This window comes from Glycomyces arizonensis DSM 44726, assembly GCF_000482705.1.
GTDB classification, from domain to species: Bacteria; Actinomycetota; Actinomycetes; order Mycobacteriales; family Micromonosporaceae; genus Glycomyces; species Glycomyces arizonensis.
Genome location: NZ_AXWO01000025.1, coordinates 23940 through 48319 on the forward strand (window position 1 = coordinate 23940; position 24380 = coordinate 48319).

Below are 24380 nucleotides of genomic sequence, written 5' to 3' on the forward strand. Positions count from 1 at the left end.
TCTAGCTGGCGCCCGCGCCGTTCCTCACGATCGAGTTGATCGAGGAGGGCGTGTCGAGGCTGTAGCCGTACGGCACGCCCGCCACCGAGCCGTTGGACTGCGGCGTGCCGGAGTTGACGAGGTGGTTGTTGCGCGAGACGATCCGGCCGGGGTCGGAGTCGCCTTCGCCGATGTGGACGGGCTCGTCGGTGTTCTCGATGAAGTTGCCTTCGAAGAGGACACCGGCGTCCATGGTGGTCGCGACGCCGTACGAGCCGATGTTCAGGTAGTAGTTGTTGAACACGTGGACGGTCTCGCCGAAGCGGACGCGCGGGTTGCGCTGGTTGGTGCCGTTGAAGAAGTTGTGGTGGTAGCTCACGCGCAGGTGGCCCTCGTCCTGGCCGCCGTTGCCGTCGGAGTGGCCCAGGAGCATGTTCTTGTTCTGGCCGTTGAACCGGTTCCACGAGACGGTGATGAAGTCCGAGCCGCGCTTGATGTCGAGCGAGCCGTCGTAGCCGGTCCCGAAGGTGTTGTGGTCGAACCAGATGTTCGTCGAGCCGTCCTGGACGTTGACCGCGTCGTCGTCCCAGTCGTCGAAGGTGAGGTTGGAGACGATGATGTTGTGGACCGAGTCGAACTGGAGTCCGCCGCCGGTGATCCTCGCTCCGGAGTTGCCGATGAGCGTGGTGTTCGAGCCGACGTCGGTCATGTCCGAGAGGTTGATGGTACCGCTCACACGGACGACCTTCGCCGAGTCGCCGCTGACCGCGTCCTCGAAGGCCGAGGCCGAGGAGACGGTGGTCGAGGAGGCGTTGCCGCCGCCGGTGGTGCCGCCGTTCTGCGTCGCCCAGCCGACCAGGCCGCCGGGCGAGCCGCCGCCGTCGTCACCGTCGCCGTCGACGGGAACGAGCTGGAACTGCTGGTTGGTGCCGCCGGTGGGGTCGTACTGGGAGATGCGGGTGCCCGGCTCGGTGGACCACTCCCACACGTCGAGGGCCTTGCCGGAGAAGCGGTTGACGAAGGTGGCGTAGCCGCCCGACTCCTGCACCTGCCACTGCTGGTTGGTGCCGCCCAGGTCGTTCCACTGCGCGATCGTGGCGCCGTTGTCGGGGTTCCACTCCCACACGTCGAGGACGAGCCCGGAGTGGCGGGCCTGGATGCGGTAGTAGCCGCCGCCGGAGTCGATGAAGCGGAACTGCTGGTTCTGCGTCCCGGTGTCGTTCCACTGGATGAGCTCGGCGCCTCCTTCGGTGGACATGTCGAGGATGTCGAAGGCGAGGCCGGAGTGGCGGCTGACGATCTTGTACCAGGTGCCGGTCGCCACCGCCTGTGCCGGGCTGGCGAGGAGGAGACCCGAGGACGCGGCCACCGGTACGGCCGCCGTGAGTCCGGCGAGCTTCCCGAAGCCGCGGCGCGAGTGCTTGCCGCCGAGGATGTTGTCCATGTTGCTGTGACCTTTTCGATCGAGAGGGAACGCAAGCGGTTGCTTGCGGGGATATGGATATGGGCCACCGACCCGCCGGACCGGCGGCCGCCTTTTTGAGAAGGGGGTCGAAGCGATCAATATATTTAGACGCCTCGATATACTAGGGATCGTAGCGTCCAGAAGATAACGTTTGCAAGGCTTGTGCCGAAATTAGGTATGGAAGACGCCGGACGGGGCCGACGATGCTCGTCGGCCCCGAGTTGCGGTTGGGATCGGTGTGGCTAATTCGCCCCGGCGCCCCCGCTCACGATGGACGCCACCTGCGAGGCGTCGTCCACTGCGAACGAGTACGGCAGGCTCGTCGAGACGCTGCCGTTCTCCAGGATCTCGCCGGAGTCGACCAGGTGGTTGTCGATGGCGACCAGGCGGCCGTCCTCGGAGTCGCCCTCGCCGATGTGGACCGGGTCCTCGACGTTCTCGAAGTAGTTGGCCTCCAGGATGACCCCGGCGTCCATGGTGGTCGCGACGCCGTACGAGCCGATGTCGCGGTAGTAGTTGTTCACCACGTGGACGCCCTCGCCGAAGCGCACCCGCGGGTTGCGCTGGTTGGTGCCGTTGAAGAAGTTGTGGTGGTACGTCACCCGCAGGTGGCCGATGTCCTCGGTGTGGTCGTCGGAGTGGCCCAGGAGCATGTTCTTGTCGTGCCCGTCGAACCGGTTCCACGCCACCGTGACGAAGTCCGACTCGCGCTTGATGTCCACGCAGCCGTCGTAGCCGACGCCGAAGGTGTTGTGGTGGATCCAGATGTTCGTCGAGCTCTCCTGGACGTTGATCGCGTCGTCGTCCCAGTCGTCGAACGTCAGGTTCGTGATGATGACGTTGCTCTGGCCGCTGATGTCGAGGCCGCCGCCGGTGATCCGGGCGCCCGAGTCGCCGATGACGGTCGTGTCCGAGGCGACGTCGTTCATGCCCGAGATCGAGATCGAGCCGCTCAGGCGGACGATGAGGCCGCCTTCGCCGATGGCGGAGAGAAACTCCTCGGCGCTGGAGACGGAGATCTCCTGGGAGCCGCCCGAGACGCCGCCGTTCTGGCTCGCCCATCCCTGGACGCCGCCTTGGAACGGGACGGCGTCGCCGCCCGAGGTCGGCTGCGGGCCGCTCTCGGCGTTGGCGGTCTGGGCCGCCCAGACGCCGATGCCGCCGGCGGCCGCGGCCGCTCCAGCGGTGGAAGCGAGGAGCACGCGCCGCTTGACTCGCGGCACTGCCGGGTTGGTGCTCACGTTTTCGTCCTCTCGTCGTGGTCGAGGTGCGGCGGCGGGGCGCCGCCGCACGATTTGTATGTAAATGTTTCGATATGCTATCGCTCCGCATCTCGGAAGGCAAGCGATTGCGTAGACATTTGCCTGCAAACTTATCGAATCGGTTTATTTACCCAGAGTGAACATGCGTCACTGTTCACAGATGTGGCTTTCTGGTGACCGCTGTGCTAAAAACAGCCATGGCACTTTTCGACCTACCGCTCGACCAGCTCCGCGAATACCGGCCCGACGTCCCCGAACCGGCCGATTTCGACGAGTTCTGGAAGCAGACCCTCAGCGAGGCGGCCGCCCACGACCTCGACGTCCGGCTCGAACCGATCGACGCGGGCCTGACCGCCGTCGACGTCTTCGACCTCACCTTCGCCGGGTTCGCCGGACACCCCATCAAAGGCTGGCTGATGCTCCCCAAGGGCATCGAGCGCCCGCTGCCGTGCGTCGTGGAGTACATCGGCTACTCGGGCGGCCGCTCGGTGCCGTGGGCCCACACCATGTACCCCGCCGCCGGGTGGGCGCACCTGGTCATGGACACCCGCGGGCAGGGCTACGGCAACTGGCAGCCCGGCGACACCGGCGACCCCTACGGCACCACCGGGCCCACCCGCGGCGGCTGGATGACCCAGGGCCTCGAATCGCCCGAGCACTACTACTACCGGCGCGTCTTCACCGACGCCGTCCGCGCCGTCGACGTCGCCAAGCACCACGACGCCGTCGACGCGAACCGCATCGTCGTCGCCGGAGGCAGCCAGGGCGGCGGCATCACGCAGGCCGTCGGCGGCCTGCGCGACGACGTGGCCGGCGCGATCATCGACGTGCCGTTCCTGACGCACTTCCGCCGCGCCGTCGAGATCACCGACGGCTTCCCCTACCAGGAGCTCGTCGAGTTCCTCGCCGGGCAGCGGCTCCGCGAGGAGGAGGTCTTCGGGACGCTGTCGTACTTCGACGGCGTCCACTTCGCCGCGCGCGGCACCGCCCCGGCGCTGTACTCGGTCGGGCTCATGGACGACATCTGCCCGCCCTCGACCGTCTTCGCCGCCTACAACCGCTGGCAGGGCGAGAAGCGCATCACCGTGTGGCCGTGGAACAAGCACGAGGGCGGCGGCGTCCACCAGCGCGGCGAGCACCTGAAGTTCATCGCCGACAAGTAGACCGGTCCGGGGCCGGACTCAGCGGATCCCGAGGCGCTCCATCGCCTGCTCGTGCAGCAGGCCGTTGGTCGCCACCGCGGAGCCGCCGTCCGGCCCCCGCCGTCCCTTGAGGTCGGTGAAGGTGCCGCCGGCCTCCTCGACGATCAACGCCAGCGGCGCCAGGTCCCACAGCGCCACCTCCGGTTCGGCCGCGATGTCGACGCTGCCCTCGGCGAGCAGCATGTACGAGTAGAAGTCGCCGAACCCGCGCTCGCGCCAGGCCTCGTGCAGCATCGCCAGCATCGCGCCCTCGCGGTTCACCTTCGTCCACCCCGTGATCGACGAGATGCTCACCGACGCGTCGGACAGCTTCGCCACCTCGGAGACCTGGATCCGCTTGCCCGCGCGCTGATCGCGTCCGGCGAAGGCGCCCGCACCCCTCATCGCCCACCAGCGCCGCCCCAGCGCCGGGGCGCTGACGACGCCGACCACCGGCTCGCCCCGGTCGTACAGCGCGATGAGCGTGGCCCAGATCGGCACGCCGCGAACGTAGTTGCGGGTGGCGTCGATCGGGTCGACGATCCACTTGCGACCCGAGGCGCCCGGGTTGTCGCCGAACTCCTCCCCGTACACGCCGTCCCGCGGCCTCGCCCGGGAGAGGGTCGAGCGGATGACCTCCTCGATGGTGGTGTCGGCGTCCGAGACCTCGGTCATGTCCGGTTTCGTGGAGACGCGCAGATCCGAGGAGCGGAACCGCTCCGAGCCGATCCGGGCGGCGCTGTCGGCGAGGAGGTGCGCGAGGCCGAGATCGTCGTTGTAGCTCGAGGTGGGCATGGCGCTCATCCTACCGTCGCGCCCGGCGAGGCCCCCCGCTCCAGTGCCGCGCCGCTCAGTTCTTGCCGTCGGCCTCCGCCAGCGAGGCGAGCACCCGCCGGAACGACGCCAGCCGCCCGGCGAGCGCGTCGTCCGGGCCGATCGCCGCGTCGAGCGCGCAGTCGCCGATCTCGGGCGTGTGCGTGCAGCCCCTCGGGCAGTCCTCGGCGATCGCCTTGAGCTCGGGGAACGCCTTGAGGATCGAGTCGGGCGTGACGTGGGCGAGTCCGAACGAGCGGACGCCGGGGGTGTCGATGACCCAGCCGCCGCCGGGCAGTTCGAGCGCGACGGTGCTGGTCGAGGTGTGGCTGCCCTTGCCGATCGAGCGGACCTCGCCGACGGCGCGCCCCGCGCCGGGCACCAGCCGGTTGATCAGCGTGGACTTGCCGACCCCCGAATGCCCGAAGAACACGTTCTCCTCACCGGCCAAGAGCTCCAAGAGCGCGTCCAGCGGCTCGTCGGGCTCGGTGGTGACCATCGTCAGTTCGAGCTGGGAGTAGTAGGACTCGGCCTCGGCGACGAGCTCGGGCGCGAGGTCGGTCTTGGTCAGGCACAGCACCGGCGCGACGCCCGCGTCGTAGGCGGCCACCAGGCACCGGTCGACGAAGCCGTAGCGCAGCGGCGGGTCGACCAGGCTCGCGACGATCACCAGCCGGTCGACGTTGGCGACCACGACGCGCTCGCTCGCGTTCTCGTCGTCGGCCGAGCGGCGCAGCTCGCCGTGCCTCGGCGCGATGCGGACGACCCTGGCGAGCGTGCCCTCGCGGCCCGACAGGTCGCCGACCAGGGCGGCCCGGTCGCCCACGACGATCGACTGCCTGCCCAGCTCGCGGGCCTTCATGGCGGTGACGGCGGTGCCGTCGACCAGGCAGGTGTAGCGGCCGCGGTCGACGGCGGTGACGAAGCCCTCCTCGGCGTCGGCGTGCTTGGGGCGGATCTTGGTCCGGGGACGGGAGCGGCGCGCGGGACGGACCCGCACGTCCTCCTCGTCGTACTCCCGGGACGGCACTAGGCGCCCCCGTCGGCGTTGCCGCCACCGGTGATCGCCTGTTCCCAGGCCTTGGCGAAGCCGGGCCACGTCTTGGAGGTGCAGGCGACGTCGGAGACCTTGAAACCGGGCGTGACCAGGCCGACGATGGCGCCCGCGTGGGCCATCCGGTGGTCGGCGTAGGTCTCCCAGGTCATCGGCCTGGTCGCGCAGCCGGAGATCTTGACGCCGTCGTCGTATTCGAGGACCTCGGCGCCGAGCTTGGTGAGCTCCTTCGTCAGCGCGGCGATGCGGTCGGTCTCGTGGCCCCTGATGTGGGCGACGCCGCGGATCGAGGACGGCCCGCGGTTGATGCCGAACAGGGCCGCCAGCGACGGGGTGAGCTCGGAGGCGTCCGCCAGGTCGAGGTCCACCGGCAGCGTCGACGGGGCGCCGATGACGGTGAGGCCGCCGCGGCTCCACTCGACGCGGGAGCCCAGGTCGGTGAGGATGTCGCGGATGCGGTCGCCCGCCTGCGTGGTCTCGGTCGGCCAGTCCAGGACGGTGACGCGGCCGCCGACGGCGACGGCGGCGCACAGGAACGGCGCGGCGTTCTGCAGGTCGGGCTCGATGGCCCATTCGCGGCCGTGCAGCTCGCCGGGGGCCACGCGCCAGCGGTTCTCCTCGGAGTCGTCGACCTCGGCGCCGGCCTGGCGCAGCATCTGGACGACCATGTCGAGGTAGGGGCGGCTGGGCACGGGCTGGTGGCCGACGTGGCGCAGGTCGAGGCCGTGCTCGAAGCGGGGCGCGGCCATGAGCAGGGCGCTGATCAGCTGGGAGGTCTTGGAGGCGTCGACGGCCAGCTCGCCGCCCGCGACGCGGCCGGTGGCGTGCACGGTGAACGGCAGGGCGGCGCGGCCGCCGTCGTCGACCTCGATGCCGAGGCCGCGCAGGGCCTTGATGACGCCGTCGTTGGGGCGCCGGCGGGCGTGGGGGTCGCCGTCGAAGGCCACCGGGCCGTCGGCGAGGGCCGCCACGGGCGGCAGGAACCGCATGACGGTCCCGGCGAGACCGCAGTCGACGTCGGCGCCGCCTCGCAGGCCCTGAGGCGGGGGCGTGACGGTCCACAGCTCCTCGTCGGCGGTGTCGATGCCGACGCCGAGCGAGCGCAGGCCGTCGACCATGAGCAGGGTGTCACGGGAGTGGAGGGGATGGCGGATCGCCGAGGGGCCACTGGCGAGGCTCGCGAGGATGAGGGCGCGGGCGGTCATCGACTTCGAGCCGGGGACGCGCACGACGGCGTCGAGCTCGGACTCGGCGTACGGCGGGGTCCATCGGCGTTGCTTGGGCGCGGCGGTTCCTGTCACGACCCCATTCTAGTGGCCCCGCGCCGCGAGGCCCGCCCTGCGGCGCGGACCGAACCCGGCTCGGTTGTCGGTGGTCGGCGATAGCGTGGGGCCATGTGCGGAAGGTATGCCAACAGCAAGTCCGGCGGCGACATGGCCGCCCTGTTCGACGCCGAGGATCTGATCACCGGCGCTTGGGAGCCGCGCTTCAACATCGCGCCCACGGCCTCGGCGCCGGTGGTGCGGCGCTCGAAGAGCCGCGGCAAGGCGCAGCCTTCGGACGAATCCGGGGCCGCGGGCGGGCGCGTGGTGGACCTGGCCAGGTGGGGCCTGGTCCCGCCGTGGGCCTCGGACCCGTCGATCGGCACCAGGATGTTCAACGCCCGCATCGAGACCGTGGCCACCTCGAAGGCCTACCGGCGGCCGTTCGCCTCGCGGCGGGCGCTGATCCCGGCCGACGGCTGGTACGAGTGGCGCAAGCTCCCCGGAGGCGGCAAGCAGCCGTATTTCTTCACGCGGCCGGGCGGCGTGGTCTTCGCGGGGCTTTGGGAGAGCTGGAAGCAGGGCGAGGCGAGCATGCTGAGCTTCACGGTCCTGACGTGCCCGGCGATGGGCGAGGCGTTCGAGGCCGTGCACGACCGGATGCCGTACGTCCTGCCGCCCGAGCGGTTCGCGGCGTGGCTGGGGGAGGAGGACGCCGGAGAGGACGAGCTCCTGGCCGGGCCGAACCCGGGGCTGCCGAAGGAGATCGAGCTTCGCAAGGTCGGCCGCGCGGTGGGGCGCACGGGCAATGAGGGGCCGGAGCTGGTCCGCGCGGTCGACGGCGATGAGGGACCCTCGACCCTTCCAGGAATGTGAAATCAATCACCTTAGTAGTTCGGTATCTGTACCCATGGGCGTCGTTCTTTGGTGTACAGGCCGCTGTCGAAGGTGCTGATTCCTCTCCGGGGTTCGAAGCCTTTCCGGAATCGACGGCGGAAGGCAAAGGGAGGCAGAGATGCGGCGGATCCGCCCCGACGAGGTAGCGCGAGCCAGGACAGACGAACGGCTGCTCGAGGCTGCCGAATACCGCAACGAGATCAAAGGTGAATACCGGATGAGCGCGGCCGACTGGCTGCCCGAGGGCAACTGCGCCGACGCTGAGCCGGACGTCATGTTCCCCGAGCCGCGCGAGCCCGTCGAAGACGCGCTCAAGCTCTGCGCCTCGTGCCCCGTGAGGACCCCGTGCCTGGTGCGGGCGCTCGAGGCGCGCGACCGGCACGGCATCTGGGGGGCCACGGCGCCCCGGGAGCGCCGGGCGATGATCGAGGCTTGGAAGGACATCAACCCCCTCGCGGTGGGGGCGTAACAGGAAGAACCGAGCAGACCGGGCCGCGGCGCGAACCCTCGAGCGCCGCGGCTTTCGGGTCTGCGGCTGAGCAGGCTGAGCGCTGAGAGAAGAGACCTCCCCGGGCCGGCGACGGTGTCTGGTCCGCCGACCCGGGGCAGGCACTGGGAGAGCACGCGCCGAATGATCGCCGCGTCAGGGCCCTACTGGGCCCCTCCACGATAACGACCGAGAGCACGCAAAGTTATGTATCAACTACATATGCGAATCAATTAGGTTATTTATTAACAAAACTCACCTACGCCCCAACCATCGTGCTACGGCACACCGCCCCCGGGTCAACGCCGGCAGCGGCAGCGGCGCCCCGCTCGGATGACCGCGACGGCGACCTCCGAGCGCCCCCGCTCGATGGCCTGTGGACCAACTCCCGCACCCAAGCGGCCCCCGGCCGCCGCGTGGCGCTCGGCGTCGCCACCGCTGCCGAGCCGACTCCGGCTGCCCACCGGGCTCCGACCGCCTCGCGGCTTGCCGCAGGTCGTTCCGCGGGGCAGGTGTGGTGCTCGCGACTGTCCGGGTTTCGCTCGTCGCGGAATGAATCGGGACCGCGCGGCGTTGTGCGGTTCGAGTCTCTCAGGAAGGAGAGCACCCGCATGATGATGACTGTTCGGTCGCAGCCTCGGCACAACCTGCGAGCCGTCGATGCGCTCAGCGACGACGAGCGCGTGGCGGCGCTGCTGCGCGGACCCGAATGGACTCCTGACGTGGAGGGTGAGCACGCTCCTGAACGTGCCTCCGACGTCACTGTCGCCCCTGTTTCCTCCGCCTCCTCCGAGGTCGCTGCCGTAGGCTCGAATGCGATGCTCGAAGAGAGGGAGACGGTGACCGAGCCAGGCGACGAGACCGCGGAGGAACGGCGCGAGCGCTTCGAGCGCGACGCCATGCCCCTGCTCGACCAGCTCTACGGCGCCGCCCTGCGCATGACGCGGAACCCCGCCGACGCCGAGGACCTGGTGCAGGAGACCTATCTCAAGGCCTACTCGAAGTTCCACCAGTTCCGCGAGGGCACGAACCTCAAGGCCTGGCTGTACCGGATCCTCACCAACACGTACATCAACTCCTACCGGAAGAAGAAGCGCCAGCCGCAGACCTCGCCCACCGACGAGATCACCGACTGGCAGCTCGCCGACGCCGAGTCGCACAGCGCGACCGGACTGCGCTCGGCCGAGACCGAGGCGCTCGACCGCCTGCCCGACTCCGACGTCAAAGAGGCCCTGCAGAGCCTCGGCGAGGACTTCCGGCTGACGGTCTACCTCGCCGATGTCGAAGGCTTCTCCTACAAGGAGATCGCCGACATCATGGGCACCCCGATCGGGACCGTCATGTCGCGGCTGCACCGAGGCCGCCGTCAGCTGCGCCAGATGCTGAGCGCATATGCCGAGGACCGCGGCCTGTCGACCGCACGGGAGGGACAACGGTGACCGGCCCCGAATCAGAGAAGCCCGACCTCGACTGTCGCGAGGTCCTCGAAGAGGTCTACCTCTACATCGACGACGAGTGCTCCGAGGTCCGCCGCTCGGTGATCCGGGCGCACCTCGACGAGTGCTCGCCGTGCCTGGCCGAGTACGGCATCGAGCAGGAAGTGCGCACGATCGTCCACCGGTGCTGCAGCAAGGAGAGGGCGCCCGAGGAGGTCAAGGAGCGCCTGCGCCGGAAGCTGAGCGCCATCGAGCAGGTCGGCGACGTGTTCACCGAGGTGGCCGAGCGCGAGCGCTGAGGCGCTCGGCGGCCGGGCACGATCGGTCGAGGCGCCGCGGTCCCGTCATGGGCGCGTGCCGACCGCGGGTCCCCGCATCGACCGGCGCGGCCGGCCGGGATGTCGTGCCGCGGTCGCCGTCGACCGCGGCCCCGATGGTTCAGTCTTCGGGCCGCTCGCCCGTCTGGTGCGCGTGGTTCGCCTCGAGCAGGCCGATCGAGATCTTCAGTGAGGCCTCGCGCAGGTCCTCCTCGGAGTCGACCGTTCCGCGGTAGGTGATCCAGGCGCTGTAGAGCGTCGCCAGCGCGTCCCAGGCCCGCAGGCGGTCGATCAGCTCGTCGTTCTCGTCCACCAAGAGCGCGTGCAGCCGCTGCCGCCGCTGGCGGAAGATCGAGCCGCGGTCCAGGCGCGAGAGCGCGGCCTGGTTGTGCTGCATGAACTTCAGCACCGGGACATGCGAGCGGATGACCTCGGCGTAGCGGCGCAGCAGTTCCCGGCGGGTGTCGAGATTCCGCGGCTGGGCCGCACCCCATTCACAGATGCGGTCGACGTCTTCGGCGTAGGAGTCGAAGAAGCTCGCCGCGATGTCCTCTTTGGTCTTGAAATGATAGTAGAGGGCGGCCTTGGTCACGCCGAGCTGCTCGGCGATCTCCCGAAGAGAGGTGTGTTCGTAGCCGTGCTCGCTGAAGAGCGCGATCGCCGTCTGCTGGATGCGCTCGCGAGTGCTCGGCTGGTTCGGGTCGCGCGGTTCGCGCGGCGATTCGGTCATCTGGTCCCTCGGAGATGTTCAGCGCTGCTCATGGGGCGAACACCTGGCCGATCGGGCCTACCGCCGGGCCGGCGGGACGTGGAGCCCGTGTGAGGCCGGAACGCCTCTGCGGTGTCGCGGCAGTCGCCATCGAAGCGGGAATCCCACCCGCATGGCCGGTTGGGCCCCTCCATGTGAAGGAGGGGCGAATTCGTTCGTCCGCGGGGCGACCACGGCCGCCCCGCGATGCTCCAGGGCGTCTTTGATGGCTCCGAACGGGCGCTATCCGGCCCATTTGTCCGCTCGCTGCGTTGTCGGGCTCCCAGATCCAACACCGGGATCTGGAAGCCCTTCCGCCTTGCGAGCGAACAAATGGACTCGGATACCGCCTCGCCCGGAGCCATCAAAGACGCCCTAGCTGTTGGGCCGCTTTCCGTGGTTCGCGGACTTCTTCTTGCGCGCCTTGCGCTTGCGGGCTGCTTTTGCCATCGCTCCTCCTTGGTCGGTCGGGATGCAGGGATCAACCATACCGGCACCATCCCCGCCACTCCGCGGACGTTGACTGTAAACATGGAGCTAGGGGACGTCTTGGGCGGGTGGTGGACGCGGTGACCCGCGGTCGACTAGGCTCATTATGAAGGTTTATTTAATATTTACGAGGCAACCGCGCACAAGGAGCGTCACGTGAACGAGCCCAAGGTCGGCGAAGCCGACGCAACCGCACCGGCCGACCGGCGGCCCCCGGCCGAGGCCGAGCACCGCCGTGATGGCGAGGGCATGGCCGCCGACATCGCCGAGCAGCCCGATGTCCTGGCCCGCCTGCTCGACCACGGCCGCGACGACATCGCGGCCGTCGCCGCCCGCGTCGCGCAGCACCGGCCCCGCTCCATCGTCTTCACCGCGCGCGGCACCTCCGACCACGCCGCCCTCTACGCCGCCTACCTCACCGAGATCCGCCTCGGCCTGCCCTCCAGCCTCGCCAGCCCCTCGGTCGTCACCGTCTACGACTCGCGCCCCGACTGGTCCGACAGCCTCGTCATCGCCGTGAGCCAATCCGGCGGCTCGCCCGACCTCGCCCAAGTCGTCGCCGCCGCCCGCGCCTCCGGCGCGCTCACGCTCGCCGTCACCAACAACCCCGAATCGCGCCTGGCCGCCGAGGCCGAACTCCACCTCGACATCCGCGCCGGACACGAGCGCGCCGTCGCCGCCACCAAGACCTACACCGCCGAGCTGCTCACGCTCCTGCTGCTCATCGAGGGCATCCGCACCGGCACCGGACGGATCGACCCCGGCGAGGCCGCCGCGCTCGACAAGCTGCCCGAACTGGCCCACGACGTCCTCGACGGCTCCGGCGCCGACGAACTGGCCGGACGCTACCGCTTCGCAGACCGGTTCGTGACCACGGGCCGCGGCTACGCCTACCCGACGGCGCGCGAGACCGCTTTGAAGCTCATGGAGACCTCGTACCTGCCGTCGCTGGCGTTCTCCGGCGCCGACCTGCTCCATGGACCGCTGGCGATGACCGACCCCGGCGTGCCGGTGCTCGCCGTCGTCGGATCCGGCCCCGGCGGCCACGCGATGTGGAACGTGCTGACGCAGCTCGGCCGCCAGCGCGCGGACGTGGTGGTGGTCGGAGCGGCGGACCTGCCCGACCAGACGGCCCGGCTGCGGACCCCCGCGGTCGACGAGCGACTGGCGGCTGTGCTGGACATCCTTCCCCTGCAACAACTCGCGCTCCACCTGGCGATCGAGCGCGGTGAGAACCCGGACGCGCCAAGAGGTCTGAAGAAGATCACCGAGACCATGTGAGCCGCCCCGCGGGCGGGAGGCGCCGGGGCGGGGCAGTGGCGCGTCGAGATCCGCGTGCTCGTGCACGCCGCGGGCGGGAGGCGCCGGGACCACCGAATTCGGCCCAACGGACTGTGCGAGAGCGCCCCGCGCGCGGGGCGCTGTTCTGGTAGTCCCACAGGATTGCGGTGCCCGTCATGCGAGCGCTCCGCGCGGGACGCCGGTGCGTCCGGCGGAGCGTCTCCGGAGAGCCGAGCGCGTTCCGCGCTGCCTGGAAGCTCTTGTTCACGTTCGGTTCACCTCGGCGTTCCCCGATTTCGGTAGGCTGCGCAGTATGCAGGCCCCCGCCACCTCGACGTCTACCACCGAGATCGTCTGGCACGACAGGCGTTACACGGCCCGCGCGATCGCCGGAGGGGCGGCGTTCGAGCTCTATTCGGACACGCACGAGAACGGGTTCCAGCCGAGCGGCGGGGCCTTCCACCGGTACGTCCACGCCTCCGAAGTGTCCAGCGAGGGAGGCGAACTGCTGCGCGCCGGCGTGGCGCCGGTGTCGGTCCCGGTGATGCCCGGGGCCGACTTCGGCACCGTCCACCGGTACAGCCAGAATCCGCGCATCGAGGCCGCCGAGCGGGCACTGGTGGCGGCGGTGCGGGCGACGGCGTTCGTCACGGTCGGCACCCGCATGGTCAAGCCGCTCAACCGACACCAGGTGACACGCCAGCTCACGGCGGCACCGCTGGTGAGCGGGGTGTGCTTCCGCGAGTTCGACGTGGCGCACCTGCGCACGCCCGGCGACCGCGTGGTGCTGGCCGGCGATCCCGACAACGTCGGCGACGTCGCCTACGCGATGCGCTGGCGCGCGATCTGCGCGTGCGACTACGTCAGCACCGAGGCGGGCAACTTCCCGGGCCTGGTGAACATGCCCGGCCGTGAGCGGCGCGGCTCGATGATCCTCGGCACGGGCTTCCTGCCGAGCGGCCGCCACCTCATCCCCGAGTTCGCGACGGCCGACCTCGCCGACCTGCCGCTGCCCGCGCGGGCCGAGATCCTGGCCTACACGCCCGAGGGCACCGAGATCTCGCTGTTCCAGTACCAGCCGCAGACGAACGTGTGGGACCGCGTGGCCGGAGCCAGGCACCGCGACCTGATCAGCCGCATCCCCGGTCTGGAGAACGGGCGCGCGCTGTTCAGGGTCGACCCGTCCGTGCACGCCGGGCTGCTCGGCGAGCACGAGGGCGAGCGGGTGCCGGTCACGGCCGACCCCGGGCACGGCTTCGGCGCCTATGTGCGGGGTGCGGTGAGCCGCAACCCGGTGACGGACGCGAAGCGGTTCTACACGAAGGCGCGCTGGCGGGACGTGGACGTGCTGGTGCTGAGCCGGAACGAGGACTGGGTGCGCCTGCGGCTGGAGCACCCCGACGTCGAGTCGGCGATGACCACGGGAGCGGCGTGCGTGGAGCGCGCGGTCTACGAGTGCTGGGCGCCGAGGGCCGAGCTCGAGGATCCTCGGACGGTCACAGTGGAGTACCTCCTCTCGGGAAGCGGTGCCTGCGGACGGTCGTAGTGGTCGTGGCGGTTGCGGTGGAGGTGCCGGGCGGGGCACCATCGCTCGGTGCTCGGTGCTCGGTGCTCGGTGCTCGGTGCTCGGTGCTCGGTGCTCGGTGCTCGGTGCTCGGTGCTCGGTGCTCGGTGCTCGGTGCTCGGTGCCCGGTGCCCGGTGTGTTCCTTCCCTTATTTCACCTTGCTTCTCGCCAGGCGCCACCTCCCGTCCTGCAACTCCACCCAGCCCAGCTCCCTGAGCCGGTCCAATGTCTCGGCCGCCGTCACCACCGGCACCCCCGCCGCGGCCGCCAGTCTTCCCTCGTCCCGCACGAAGCCCAGCGGCAGCGCCTCGACCAGCCGCGCCTGGACCTCTGTCAGGTCGTCGAACGGCCTCCTCTGCCTCGGCGGCTCCGGCGCCATCGGCCCGCCGATCCCCGTCACGTCCTCGATGACCTCCTCGGCCCTCGTCACCAACCGCGCCGCCCACGGCTCCCTCGCGAGCCGGTGCACCCCGACCGAGGACGACGACGTCACCGGCCCCGGCGTGAACATCAGCACCCGCTCCAGCTCGGCCGTGTGCCTGGCCGTGTTGCGCGCCCCCGACCGCATCCCCGCCTCGACGACCACCGTCCCCGCCGCCAGCGCCGCTATCACGCGGTTGCGCGTCAAGAACCGATGCTTCATCGGCGACGAGCAGGGCGGCCACTCGCTCACCAGCATGCCCTTCTGGACGATCACGTCGAACATCGAGCGATTGGACTGCGGATACGGTTGCTCGACCCCCGAGGCCAGCACCGCGACCGTCGGCCCGCCGCGCCCCATCGAGCCCATGTGCGCCGCCCGGTCGATGCCGAGCGCGCCTCCGGAGACCACCGTCCACCCGGCCTCGGCCAGATCGGCCGCGAGGAACTGGGCGACGTGCTTCCCGTACCCGCTCGCCGCCCGCGCCCCGACGATGGCGACCGATCGGCGGCACATCGCCGCCAGGTCCCCGTCGCCGCGCACCCACAGGCAGCGCGGCGGGCGCAGGTGCGGCTCGTCGGTGTCGCAGATCAGGAGCAGGTCGCGCAGCTGCTCCGGCCATTCGGGGTCGCCAGGGATCAGGACCCGGGACCCGCACGCCTCGGTGGCGCTGACGAGCGCCTCGCACCGCTCGCGTGGATTGCGGGTGCAGGCGACGGCCGCGCTCGTGATGCGACGGAGTCGTTCGGGTATCTCGCCCTCCCAGATGCATCTGACCGCCTCGACCGGTCCGACGTCGCCGAGGAGGTCGTCGAGTTCGGCGTCGCCGGGCTCGACCATTGAGGACAGCAGCATGAGCGCGTGGCGCGGATCGTCGGGAAGATTGGTCACGACTCCTCCAGGTGTTGATCGATGCGGTGGTGCGGCGGGACGATCCGCCGTTGCGGGTTGCGGGTTGCGGGTTGCGGGTTGCGGGTTGCGGGTCGTTCCTGCCGCTTTATCGACCTCCCTTCTTCGGTGCCTACCTGTTCCACGGTCGCGCCGGCGATGACCGATCCCGGCGCGCCGGTGCTCGCCGTCGTCGGATCCGGGCCCGGCGGCCACTCGGAGCGGCGGAACTGTCCGACCAGACGGCCCGGCTCCCACCGCACGCCGCCGACCTCTCTTCGGTGCGCGGCAGCGCGTTCAGGTGATCGTGTAGCCCAAGCGCAGCTCGCTCGCCGCCGTGACGTCCTCGGCGGTCGGCTCGTCGTGCCGGTGCAGGTCGCCGATCGTCCAGGCGAGCTTCAGGATCCGGTCGTAGCCCCTCGCCGTGATGCGCTCGGCCATCAGCAGCTCGTCGGCGGTCCGGGTCGTCCCCGGCGGCAGCCGCCACTTCGCCGACCGCAGCGCCGGACCGGGCACCTCGCTGTTGAGCCTCCAGACCTCGCCCGCCTCGGCCCATCTCGCCGCGGCCGCCTCCCGAGCCTTCGCGACGCGCTTCGCCACCGGCCCCGACGGCTCGGCGTCGGCCTGGTCCGCCAGGATCGCCGAGGGCGGCACCGACGGCAGGTCCACCCGCAGGTCGATCCGGTCGATCAGCGGCCTGGAGATCCGGCTCAGGTACCGGTGCTTGATCCTCGCCGGACACGTGCAGTCGTGCGGCTTGCTCGGCGCGCACGGGCACGGATTCGCGGCCAGCACCAGCATCACCTTCGCCGGATAGCGGATCGACGCGTTCGCGCGGCGGATCTGCACCTCCCCGCTCTCCAGCGGCTGGCGCAGCGCGTCCAGCACCGGCCTCTTCCACTCGGGCGCTTCGTCCATGAACAACACGCCTCGGTGCGCCAGCGCCAGCGAGCCCGGGCCCACCTGACCGTGGCCGCCGCCGACCAGCGCCTGCATCGTCATCGAGTGGTGCGGGGCCTCGAACGGCGCGTGGCGGATCAGCTCCGCCGAGCCGCCGGTGAAGCGGCCGCGCAGCGAGTGCAGCGACGTCACCTCCACGGCCTCGGCGTCCGACAGCGGCGGCAGGATCGACGGCAGTCGCTCGGCCAACATGGTCTTTCCCGCTCCAGGCGGTCCCAAGAGGAACATGTGGTGCCCGCCCGCGGCGGCGATCTCCAGTGCCCTCCGCGCCATCGGCTGCCCGCGCAGGTCCGCCAGGTCGGGGATCTTCGGCGCCGCGGCCGTCTGGGCGGGCAGGGCCGGGTCCAGTTCGGCCTGGCCGTACAGCCAGGCGACGAGCGTGGACAGGTTCCGCGGCGCCAGCACTGTCATGCCGTCGACCAGCGCCGCCTCGTTCGCGTTGTCGGGCGACACGATCGCGGTCGTCAGGCCCGCCTGGTGTGCGGCCATGAGCGCCGGGAGCGTCCCCGGCACCGATCGCAGGCTGCCGTCCAGACCGAGCTCGGCCAGCAGGACGGCGCCTTCGAGCCGGTGCCCGGGGACCATGTCGTCGGCGCACATGATCGTGATGGCCAGGGCGAGGTCCGCGGCCGAGCCCGTGGTCGGCAGCGAGGCCGGACCGAAATTGACGGAAACCGACTTGTCGGGAAAACTCAGCGCCGAGTTGGCCATCGCCGCTCGGACGCGCGTCTGCGCCTGGTTGACGACGCTGTCCGGCAGTCCCGACATGCGCACCGCCTCGCTGGCCTTGGAGGCGGACTTGAAGACCGAGGCCTCGACGGTGACCACGATCCCGGTGGTGCCGATCAGGCAGATCGTGCTGGTGCGGCTGTAACCCATGTCTGGTCCCCCAAAGGTGCTCGAGTTCGATGCGGCTGGTGTCGGCGACGGTCAAGGCCACCCTGTCGACTCGCCACGGCTGGTCCGCACGGCAGTGCTCGTTCAGCCAGGCGCGGGCGAGCCACGAGACGCGCTGGAGCTTCTCGCCGTCGACCGCCTCCAGCGGGCCGCCGTAGCGCTGCGAGCGGCGGGTCTTGACCTCGCAGAAGACGACGACGTCGGCCTGGCGGGCGATGAGGTCGAGCTCGCCGCGGCGGTGGTGCCAGTTGCGGTCGAGGACCTGCATGCGGTCGCGCCGCAGGTGCGCGGCGGCGAAGCGCTCGCCGAGGCGGCCCAGTTCGTGGGGGCTGACCTGTCGGATGTTCACGGCGCCTCCCCGGTGGGCCGGGGGAGGAGCCGCACCTGGCCCCGTCCGAAGAGCAGGAGCGGGTCGAGGTAGGCCGAGCCGCGCTTGAGGCCGAGATGGAGGCAGGCGGCGGTGGGACACGAGGCGTGGCCCGCCGCGAGATGCCCGATGGTCTGGCCCGCCGTGACGGTGTCGCCCTCGTGGACGAGGGGGTCGACGGGTTCGTAAGTGGTGCGGATGCCGCCGGGGTGGTCGACGCTCACGACTCCGCGGCCGGCGAGGGTTCCGGCGAACACGACCGTGCCGGGGCCGACGGCGGTCACCGGATGGTCGGTCGCGGCGGCGAAGTCGACCCCGCGGTGGCCCGGCAGCCACGGAAGCGGCGGCGGGTCGAAGCGGGTGGCCGGGTCGACGGATCCGACCGGCGCCTCCCAGCGCCCGGTCCGCCACGCGGAGTCGAGCCGCGGCGTGGGGGAGGGCGGGCCGGTGTCGGCCGCGATCGGCTTCGCGGCCGTCCGCCATCGTTCCTCGGATTCGGGCGCCCGCATCGCCGTGGAGTCGTCGTGGTGCGTTCCGGTGCCGGTGCGCCGTTCCGCCGAAGAAGGCGTGTCGGCGTCGAGCGTCGGCGAGGCGTTCGGTGAGCGGTCTTCGGGCGCGGGCCGGGGCGGTGATATGCCGGTTCGCGGCGCGGTATTCGGTGCGTGCCGCTCGGCATTGTCCTGGGCCGTTCCGGCGGTGACCTGGGCCGCTTCGGCGATCGTCGGCCAGAGGTTCGCCCCCGCCGCGAGGAGGGAGCCGCTGATCGCGGCTATGACCATTGCTTTGTGTAGTCGTTGCATAACGCAATGGTGGGGTCGTTGTCCAGGGTTGGCAAGAAAAAGTTTTTTGCCTGTGGATAACTCCGAACGTCCCCCTGTGGATAACTTGCGAACCACCGTGTTGGTTGAGGTATTCGTCCCCTGTTCGGCCGATCCCGAGCGGGTGACCCATCGCCTCTGTCACTGCCGTCCACCGTCCTCGCGGCGGTGCTCACCGCCCGCGTACACTCGTCAGAGCGGCAAGGCGCGGCTCTATCGCGCGCAATGCCGACTTCGCGCGCTCGTCGCGGTCGAGACCACACCATCGCCATTCAGCAGTGGGAGAGGTCTGACCATAGCGATCTCCCAGGTCCGGGACTTCCCGGTTGCATGATCGCCGCAGACGGGCGCCAGGCGCGGGGCACTCGGACTTCGAGCACCGCCCCGCAAGTAACCAGGGAAAGAAAGGAATACAACCGTGTCGGTTGTCACCATGAGGCAGCTGCTGGAAAGCGGCGTGCACTTCGGGCACCAGACCCGTCGCTGGAACCCGAAGATGAAGCGGTACATCCTCACCGACCGCAACGGCATCTACGTCATCGACCTGCGCCAGACGGTGGACTACGCCGAGAAGGCCCACGACTTCGTCAAGAACGTCGTCGCCGAGGGCGGCGAGGTCCTCTTCGTCGGCACCAAGAAGCAGGCCCAGGAGGCGGTCTCCGAGCAGGCCGCCCGCGTCGGCATGCCCTTCGTCAACCACCGTTGGCTCGGCGGCATGCTCACCAACTTCCAGACCATCCAGAAGCGCCTGATGCGCCTCAAGGAACTCGAGATCATCGAGGCCAACGGTGCGGCCAACCGCACCAAGAAGGAAATGCTCCAGCTGATGCGCGAGAAGGACAAGCTCGAGCGCACGCTCGGCGGCCTCCGCGACATGGAGAAGACCCCGCAGGCGATCTGGATCGTCGACACCAAGAAAGAGCACATCGCCGTCGACGAGGCCCGCAAGCTCGGCATCCCCGTCGTCGCGATCCTCGACACCAACTGCGACCCCGACGAGGTCGACTACCCGGTCCCGGGCAACGACGACGCGATCCGCTCCGTCGCCCTGCTGACCAAGATCATCGCCGACGGCGCGGCCGAGGGCCTCATGGCCCGCTCCGGCGGCGGCGACGCCAAGGCCGGCAAGGCCGAGGGCGAGCCGCTCGCCGAGTGGGAGAAGGACCTCCTCGACGCCGAGAAGACCCAGGACACCGAGAAGGCCGTCGAGCCCGCGGGCGAGGCGACCTCCGAAGACGCCGACAAGCAGTAAGAAGGGGAGCAATGGCCAACTTCACGATGGCTGACGTCAAGAAGCTCCGGGAAGCCACCGGCTCCGGGATGATGGACGTCAAGAAGGCCCTTGAAGAGGCAGACGGCGACTACGACGCCGCGCTCGAGGCGCTGCGCATCAAGGGCGCCAAGGACGTCGGCAAGCGCGCCGAGCGCACCACCGCCCAGGGCCTGGTGGCCCAGTCCGGCAACACGCTGCTGGAACTGCTCTGCGAGACCGACTTCGTCGCCAAGAGCGGCTCCTTCATCGAGCTCGCCCAGACCCTGGTCGAGCACGCCGACGAGGTCCGCGCCGCCGACGGCGAGGCCTTCGCCAAGGCCGAGCTGAACGGCAAGTCCGTCGCCGAGGTCGTCGCCGAGGAGTCGGTGAAGCTCGGCGAGAAGATCGTCGTCGGCCGCGTCGGCTCGCTCACCGGCGACGTCTCGGTCTACATGCACCGCAAGGCCGCCGACCTGCCTCCGGCCGTCGGCATCCTCGTCGCCTACACCGGTGACGCCGAGGCCGCCCGCCAGGTCGGCATGCAGGCCGCCGCGATGCGCCCGAAGTACCTCAGCCGCGACGAGGTCCCGGCCGAGACCGTCGAGGCCGAGAAGCGCGTCGCGCTGGAGACCGCCAAGGAAGAGGGCAAGCCCGAGCGCGCCTGGGACAAGATCGTCGAAGGCAAGGTGAACGCCTACTACCGCGACTTCTGCCTGCTCGAGCAGAATTCGGTCATCGAGAACAAGAAGTCGGTCAAGCAGGTCCTCAGCGAGGCCGGCACCGAGGTGACGGGCTTCATCCGCTTCGAGGTCGGTCAGGAGTAGTCTCCGGTCCGTGACCGCCGACTACACTGGCTCGAACCGCAGAGCATCAAGGAAGAGGCGGCGGCGCAGGCCGCCGCCTCGTTCCATGTCCGGAGCCGGGCACACCCAAGCCGAGCAAACGTACGACTCACGGTCCGTCGTGAGGGACAAGCAGGGGAACGTCATGAGCAGTGAAGCCACCTATCGCCGAGTCGTCTTGAAACTGTCGGGTGAGGCCTTCGGCGGCGGCCAGGTCGGCGTCGACCCCGACATCGTCCAGGGCGTCGCCCGCCAGATCGCCGCGGGCGTGGCCGCGGGCGTGCAGGTCGCGGTGGTCGTCGGCGGCGGCAACTTCTTCCGCGGCGCCGAGCTCCAGAGGCGCGGCATGGACCGCGCCAGGGCCGACTACATGGGCATGCTCGGCACCGTCATGAACTGCCTGGCCCTCCAGGACTTCCTCGAGAAGGAGGGCGTCCACACCCGCGTCCAGACGGCCATCTCCATGTCCCAGGTGGCCGAGGCGTACCTCCCCCTGCGCGCCATCCGCCACCTCGAGAAGGGCCGCGTGGTCATCTTCGGCGCCGGAGTCGGCCTCCCGTACTTCTCCACCGACACCGTCGCCGCCCAGCGGGCCCTGGAGATCGGCGCGAAGGTCGTCCTCGTCTCCAAGAACGGCGTCGACGCGGTCTACACCGCCGACCCGCGCGTCGACCCCGCCGCCCAGCGCCTCGAGGACCTCACCTTCGACGAGGCCCTCAAGCGCGAGCTCATGGTCGTCGACCAGACCGCCTTCAGCCTCTGCAAGGACAACGCCCTGCCGATGCTGGTCTTCGGCGTCGAAGGCGACGACAACCTCCGCCGCGCGATCGTCGGCGAACGGCTCGGCACCCTCATCCACGCCGCCGACGACGAATAGCGGACGGTACGGTCAGAAGTGCTGTCAGGCTGCAAGAGAATGTGAGAAAGCCGTGATTGACGACACCCTCCTCGAAGCCGAGGAGAAGATGGAGCGGGCCATCGAGCACGCCAAAGAGGAGTTCGGGGTCATCCGCACCGGCCGCGCCTCCTCGGCCATGTTCAACCGGATCACCATCGACTACTACGGTGCCCCGACGCCACTCCCGCAGGTGGCCTCGATCACCATCCCCGAGCCGCGCATGGTGCTGGTCAAGCCGTTCGACACCTCGCAGATCAACGACGTCGAGAACGCCATCCGCAACTCCGACCTCGGCGTCAACCCCTCCAACGAGGGCACCCAGCTGCGGCTGAACCTGCCTCCGATGACCGAGGAGCGCCGCCGCGAGATGATCAAGGTCGCCCGCTCCAAAGGCGAGGACGCCAAGATCGCCATCCGCAACATCCGCCGCAAGGCCAAGGACGAGATCGGCAAGTCCGTCAAGGACGGCGAGGCGGGCGAGGACGAGGGGCACGCCGCCGAGAAGGAGCTCGACGACCTCACCGGCCGCTTCACCGGCACCGTCGACGAGCTCATGAGCTCCAAAGAGTCCGAGCTGCTCGAGTTCTGATGAACGCACTCCCCGACGGTCCCCCCGGCCGTCGCCCGCACCCGTCGCCCGATGGCGGGAGCGGGCGGGACCACGACACCGCCGAGCCCGAGGCGTCCGAAGGCCGCCGCAAGGCCTCGGCCGGACGCAACCTGCCCGTCGCCATCGGCGTCGGGCTCGGCCTGGCCGCCGTCGTCCTGGCCTCGCTGCTGATCCGCCCGATCGCGTTCCTCGTGCTCGCCGTCATCGCCGTCGGCGTCGCCTGCTGGGAGACCGGCACCGCGATGCGCAAGGGCGGCAGGAACGTCCCGGTGATCCCGCTGGCCGTCGCCGGGGGGCTCATCGTGGTCCTGGCCTGGTACGGCGGCGCGACGGGCCTGCTGCTCGGGACCGCCGTGGGAGTGGCCGCGCTGTTCGTGTGGCGCCTCTCGGAGGGCGCCACCGGCTACCGCGCCGACGTCCCGGCCGCCGCTCTGGTGCTCGTCCAGGTGCCGTTCCTGGCCGGCTTCGTCATGCTCCTGGCGACCTCCGACGAGGGCTCGGCGCGCCTCATCGAGACCGGTGCGGCGCAGGTGCTCATCATGCTGTTCACCGTGGTGCTGTCCGACACCGGCGGCTACACCGCCGGGGTCCTGTTCGGGCGCCACCAGATGACGCCGAGGATCAGCCCCAAGAAGTCCTGGGAAGGGCTCGGCGGCTCGATCGCGGCCGCGGCCGTGGGCGGGTCGCTGACGCTGTGGTTCATCTTCGGCGTTCCGCTCGCGCTGGGCGTGGCGTTCGGCGTCTGCACCGCCCTGGCCGCTACGTTGGGGGATCTGTCGGTCTCGCTGCTGAAGCGGGACCTGGGCATCAAGGACATGAGCAATCTCATCCCCGGACACGGAGGAGTGATGGACCGTCTCGACTCCATCCTCATGGTGGCGCCGGTGGCCTATGTGTGGTTCCGGTACCTCCTCGGATGATGCGTCCTGATTGGTGTGCGCGATGAAGGAGAGCTCCGGGTGAAAACCGCGATCTGGGGTTGGCGGCGCCCCCGCGTCGCATGCGAGACTAGGTCGTGACATGTCTGTAGCACTCACGTTGACCGAGCCGCGCCCCCGCAAGGCGGCGCCGCGGCACCTCGCCGACCTCGACCTGGCCGGGTGCCGGTCGGTGCTGTCCGATATCGGGCAGCCTCCCTTCCGCGCCAAGCAGTTGCGCAACCAGTACTTCGGGCGCCACCTCAGTGACGCGACACTCATGACCGACCTGCCCGCCGCCGCGCGGGAGGCCATCGGCGAGGCCCTGCTGCCCCGCCTGCTCGAACCGGTCCGCCTCGACGACTGCGACGGCGGCAAGACCATCAAGGCCGTCTGGCGCCTCCACGACGGGGCGCTGGTCGAGAGCGTCATCATGGCCTACCCCGACCGGATCACCGCGTGCGTCTCCTCGCAGGCCGGCTGCGGCATGGCCTGCCCGTTCTGCGCCACCGGCCAGGGCGGCCTGACGCGCAATCTGACCACGGCCGAGATTGTCGACCAGGTCGTCAACTGCGCCCGCATCGCCGCCGAGCGCGGCCTGGGGCGCCTGTCGCACATCGTGTTCATGGGCATGGGCGAGCCGCTGGCGAACTGGGCCCGCCTCAAGGCCGCGCTGCGCCTGATCACCGATCCGGTGCCCGACGGCGTCGGGCTCTCGGCGCGGCACGTGACCGTCTCCACCGTGGGACTGGTCCCGGCGATCAGGAAGCTCGCCGACGAGGGCCTGCCGGTGACACTGGCGGTGTCGCTGCACGCCCCCGACGACGAGCTGCGCGACGAGCTCGTCCCGATCAACACGCGCTGGAAGGTCGCCGAGGTCCTGGGGGCGGCCTGGGAGTACGCTTCTTTGACGAAGCGTCGCGTTTCCATCGAGTACGCGATGATCCGGGATGTCAACGACCAGCCTTGGCGCGCAGACCTACTGGGCGAGCTACTGGCAGGTAAGTTGGTTCATGTGAACCTCATCCCACTCAACCCCACGCCGGGGAGCCGCTGGGACGCCAGTCCGAAGGCGGTAGAGGCGGAATTCGTGCGGCGGCTGCGCGCCGCGGGCGTGTCCACGACCGTCCGCGACACGCGCGGCCAAGAGATCGACGGCGCCTGCGGGCAGCTGGCCGCTTCGGTTCGGGAGGCTGGTTCCCCCAGCGCCGCCGAATCGAAGCGGGACGGGCTGTCCGCGACCGGCGCTGCGAATTAGGCGGAGAAGGGTGGCT

23 protein-coding genes and 1 pseudogene are annotated in these 24380 nt (G+C 70.1%); 13 read left to right on the forward strand and 11 right to left on the reverse strand.

Features of this window, described 5'->3' with window-relative positions:
* Position 1: 1 nt before the first annotated feature.
* Entirely contained in the window at positions 2 to 1423 is a 1422-nt protein-coding gene (locus H613_RS0115870) for a pectate lyase family protein (protein WP_026924580.1), read from the reverse strand.
* A gap of 263 nt (positions 1424 to 1686) precedes the next feature.
* Positions 1687 to 2685 carry a pectate lyase family protein gene (locus H613_RS26980; RefSeq protein ID WP_035738300.1) on the reverse strand — a complete coding sequence of 333 codons (999 nt, stop codon included), beginning with the start codon at positions 2683 to 2685 and terminating at the stop codon, positions 1687 to 1689.
* A 218-nt stretch (positions 2686 to 2903) separates the two neighbouring features.
* Here H613_RS26980 and H613_RS0115880 point away from each other — a divergent pair, with 218 nt between their 5' ends.
* Positions 2904 to 3869, forward strand: coding sequence for an acetylxylan esterase (locus tag H613_RS0115880; protein WP_026924581.1), 966 nt, complete (start codon positions 2904 to 2906; stop codon positions 3867 to 3869).
* Between the two features lie 18 nt (positions 3870 to 3887).
* Here H613_RS0115880 and hisN read toward each other — a convergent pair whose 3' ends face one another.
* The 3 genes from hisN to aroA are packed head-to-tail and all read right to left on the reverse strand — an operon-like array spanning position 3888 to position 7055.
* A complete protein-coding gene (gene hisN, locus H613_RS0115885) occupies positions 3888 to 4682 on the reverse strand; it encodes a histidinol-phosphatase (protein ID WP_026924582.1) in 795 nt (264 codons plus the stop codon).
* Between the two features lie 55 nt (positions 4683 to 4737).
* Entirely contained in the window at positions 4738 to 5730 is a 993-nt protein-coding gene (rsgA, locus tag H613_RS31740; RefSeq protein WP_211234849.1) for a ribosome small subunit-dependent GTPase A, read from the reverse strand.
* Positions 5730 to 7055 (reverse strand): 3-phosphoshikimate 1-carboxyvinyltransferase, encoded by a 1326-nt coding sequence (aroA, locus tag H613_RS31745; RefSeq protein ID WP_026924583.1) that lies wholly within the window; start codon positions 7053 to 7055, stop codon positions 5730 to 5732. The genes rsgA and aroA overlap by 1 nt, the downstream gene beginning before the upstream one ends.
* A gap of 93 nt (positions 7056 to 7148) precedes the next feature.
* On the opposite strand from aroA, the gene H613_RS26990 reads away from it, so the two are divergent.
* The 4 genes from H613_RS26990 (at position 7149) to rsrA (ending at position 10135) form a co-directional block, all read left to right on the forward strand.
* On the forward strand, positions 7149 to 7892 hold the full coding sequence (locus H613_RS26990; RefSeq protein ID WP_051393412.1) for an SOS response-associated peptidase: 744 nt from the start codon (positions 7149 to 7151) through the stop codon (positions 7890 to 7892).
* Between the two features lie 238 nt (positions 7893 to 8130).
* Positions 8131 to 8382, forward strand: a complete 252-nt coding sequence (locus tag H613_RS26995) for a WhiB family transcriptional regulator (protein ID WP_169732013.1) — start codon at positions 8131 to 8133, stop codon at positions 8380 to 8382.
* Positions 8383 to 9011: 629 nt separating this feature from the next.
* Positions 9012 to 9839: a sigma-70 family RNA polymerase sigma factor gene (locus H613_RS0115910; protein ID WP_281171197.1), complete on the forward strand. Its 828-nt coding sequence runs from the start codon at positions 9012 to 9014 to the stop codon at positions 9837 to 9839.
* A complete protein-coding gene (gene rsrA / locus H613_RS0115915; RefSeq protein ID WP_026924585.1) occupies positions 9836 to 10135 on the forward strand; it encodes a mycothiol system anti-sigma-R factor in 300 nt (99 codons plus the stop codon). The genes H613_RS0115910 and rsrA overlap by 4 nt, the downstream gene beginning before the upstream one ends.
* Before the next feature lie 139 nt (positions 10136 to 10274).
* Here the strand turns inward: rsrA and H613_RS32415 are convergent, their stop codons facing one another.
* Both H613_RS32415 and H613_RS32905 read right to left on the reverse strand, forming a co-directional pair.
* Positions 10275 to 10883, reverse strand: coding sequence for a TetR/AcrR family transcriptional regulator (locus H613_RS32415; RefSeq protein WP_026924586.1), 609 nt, complete (start codon positions 10881 to 10883; stop codon positions 10275 to 10277).
* A gap of 393 nt (positions 10884 to 11276) precedes the next feature.
* Positions 11277 to 11351 (reverse strand): 50S ribosomal protein bL37, encoded by a 75-nt coding sequence (locus H613_RS32905; protein ID WP_372451643.1) that lies wholly within the window; start codon positions 11349 to 11351, stop codon positions 11277 to 11279.
* A 288-nt stretch (positions 11352 to 11639) separates the two neighbouring features.
* On the opposite strand from H613_RS32905, the gene H613_RS0115925 reads away from it, so the two are divergent.
* Positions 11640 to 12671 carry an SIS domain-containing protein gene (locus H613_RS0115925; protein WP_026924587.1) on the forward strand — a complete coding sequence of 344 codons (1032 nt, stop codon included), beginning with the start codon at positions 11640 to 11642 and terminating at the stop codon, positions 12669 to 12671.
* Between the two features lie 313 nt (positions 12672 to 12984).
* A complete protein-coding gene (locus H613_RS27000) occupies positions 12985 to 14217 on the forward strand; it encodes a hypothetical protein (protein WP_051393415.1) in 1233 nt (410 codons plus the stop codon).
* A 167-nt stretch (positions 14218 to 14384) separates the two neighbouring features.
* Here the strand turns inward: H613_RS27000 and dprA are convergent, their stop codons facing one another.
* The 4 genes and pseudogenes from dprA to H613_RS31750 all read right to left on the reverse strand — a co-directional run bounded on the left by dprA (position 14385) and on the right by H613_RS31750 (position 18569).
* The gene (gene dprA / locus H613_RS0115935) at positions 14385 to 15548 is read right to left on the reverse strand and encodes a DNA-processing protein DprA (protein WP_026924588.1); all 1164 of its coding nucleotides are present in this window, start codon (positions 15546 to 15548) and stop codon (positions 14385 to 14387) included.
* Positions 15549 to 15842: 294 nt separating this feature from the next.
* Positions 15843 to 17384, reverse strand: coding sequence for a YifB family Mg chelatase-like AAA ATPase (locus H613_RS0115940; protein ID WP_026924589.1), 1542 nt, complete (start codon positions 17382 to 17384; stop codon positions 15843 to 15845).
* A gap of 67 nt (positions 17385 to 17451) precedes the next feature.
* Positions 17452 to 17670: pseudogene (locus H613_RS32650) on the reverse strand (YraN family protein); the annotation flags it as partial.
* Positions 17671 to 17747: 77 nt separating this feature from the next.
* Positions 17748 to 18569 (reverse strand): murein hydrolase activator EnvC family protein, encoded by an 822-nt coding sequence (locus H613_RS31750; protein WP_211234850.1) that lies wholly within the window; start codon positions 18567 to 18569, stop codon positions 17748 to 17750.
* 436 nt (positions 18570 to 19005) lie between these two features.
* On the opposite strand from H613_RS31750, the gene rpsB reads away from it, so the two are divergent.
* From rpsB to rlmN, 6 genes are all read left to right on the forward strand, one after another.
* A complete protein-coding gene (rpsB, locus tag H613_RS0115955; protein ID WP_026924591.1) occupies positions 19006 to 19839 on the forward strand; it encodes a 30S ribosomal protein S2 in 834 nt (277 codons plus the stop codon).
* Positions 19840 to 19850: 11 nt separating this feature from the next.
* Positions 19851 to 20663 carry a translation elongation factor Ts gene (gene tsf / locus H613_RS0115960; RefSeq protein WP_026924592.1) on the forward strand — a complete coding sequence of 271 codons (813 nt, stop codon included), beginning with the start codon at positions 19851 to 19853 and terminating at the stop codon, positions 20661 to 20663.
* 163 nt (positions 20664 to 20826) lie between these two features.
* Entirely contained in the window at positions 20827 to 21558 is a 732-nt protein-coding gene (gene pyrH, locus H613_RS0115965; protein WP_051393428.1) for a UMP kinase, read from the forward strand.
* A 52-nt stretch (positions 21559 to 21610) separates the two neighbouring features.
* Positions 21611 to 22168, forward strand: coding sequence for a ribosome recycling factor (frr, locus tag H613_RS0115970; protein ID WP_026924594.1), 558 nt, complete (start codon positions 21611 to 21613; stop codon positions 22166 to 22168).
* On the forward strand, positions 22168 to 23109 hold the full coding sequence (locus H613_RS27010) for a phosphatidate cytidylyltransferase (protein WP_051393417.1): 942 nt from the start codon (positions 22168 to 22170) through the stop codon (positions 23107 to 23109). Before frr ends, H613_RS27010 begins: the two co-directional genes overlap by 1 nt.
* Before the next feature lie 100 nt (positions 23110 to 23209).
* Positions 23210 to 24364 carry a dual-specificity RNA methyltransferase RlmN gene (gene rlmN / locus H613_RS0115980; RefSeq protein WP_051393418.1) on the forward strand — a complete coding sequence of 385 codons (1155 nt, stop codon included), beginning with the start codon at positions 23210 to 23212 and terminating at the stop codon, positions 24362 to 24364.
* Positions 24365 to 24380 lie beyond the last annotated feature (16 nt).

Bases quoted from the DNA above. Each gene is read 5' to 3' on its own strand.
- H613_RS0115870 (WP_026924580.1), bottom strand. From the start codon at position 1,423: ATGGACAACATCCTCGGCGGCAAGCACTCGCGCCGCGGCTTCGGGAAG.
- H613_RS0115880 (WP_026924581.1), top strand. From the start codon at position 2,904: ATGGCACTTTTCGACCTACCGCTCGACCAGCTCCGCGAATACCGGCCC.
- hisN (WP_026924582.1), bottom strand. From the start codon at position 4,682: ATGCCCACCTCGAGCTACAACGACGATCTCGGCCTCGCGCACCTCCTC.
- H613_RS26990 (WP_051393412.1), top strand. From the start codon at position 7,149: ATGTGCGGAAGGTATGCCAACAGCAAGTCCGGCGGCGACATGGCCGCC.
- H613_RS26995 (WP_169732013.1), top strand. From the start codon at position 8,131: ATGAGCGCGGCCGACTGGCTGCCCGAGGGCAACTGCGCCGACGCTGAG.
- H613_RS0115910 (WP_281171197.1), top strand. From the start codon at position 9,012: ATGATGATGACTGTTCGGTCGCAGCCTCGGCACAACCTGCGAGCCGTC.
- H613_RS32415 (WP_026924586.1), bottom strand. From the start codon at position 10,883: ATGACCGAATCGCCGCGCGAACCGCGCGACCCGAACCAGCCGAGCACT.
- H613_RS0115925 (WP_026924587.1), top strand. From the start codon at position 11,640: ATGGCCGCCGACATCGCCGAGCAGCCCGATGTCCTGGCCCGCCTGCTC.
- H613_RS27000 (WP_051393415.1), top strand. From the start codon at position 12,985: ATGCAGGCCCCCGCCACCTCGACGTCTACCACCGAGATCGTCTGGCAC.
- H613_RS0115940 (WP_026924589.1), bottom strand. From the start codon at position 17,384: ATGGGTTACAGCCGCACCAGCACGATCTGCCTGATCGGCACCACCGGG.
- H613_RS31750 (WP_211234850.1), bottom strand. From the start codon at position 18,569: ATGCAACGACTACACAAAGCAATGGTCATAGCCGCGATCAGCGGCTCC.
- tsf (WP_026924592.1), top strand. From the start codon at position 19,851: ATGGCCAACTTCACGATGGCTGACGTCAAGAAGCTCCGGGAAGCCACC.
- pyrH (WP_051393428.1), top strand. From the start codon at position 20,827: ATGAGCAGTGAAGCCACCTATCGCCGAGTCGTCTTGAAACTGTCGGGT.
- H613_RS27010 (WP_051393417.1), top strand. From the start codon at position 22,168: ATGAACGCACTCCCCGACGGTCCCCCCGGCCGTCGCCCGCACCCGTCG.
- rlmN (WP_051393418.1), top strand. From the start codon at position 23,210: ATGTCTGTAGCACTCACGTTGACCGAGCCGCGCCCCCGCAAGGCGGCG.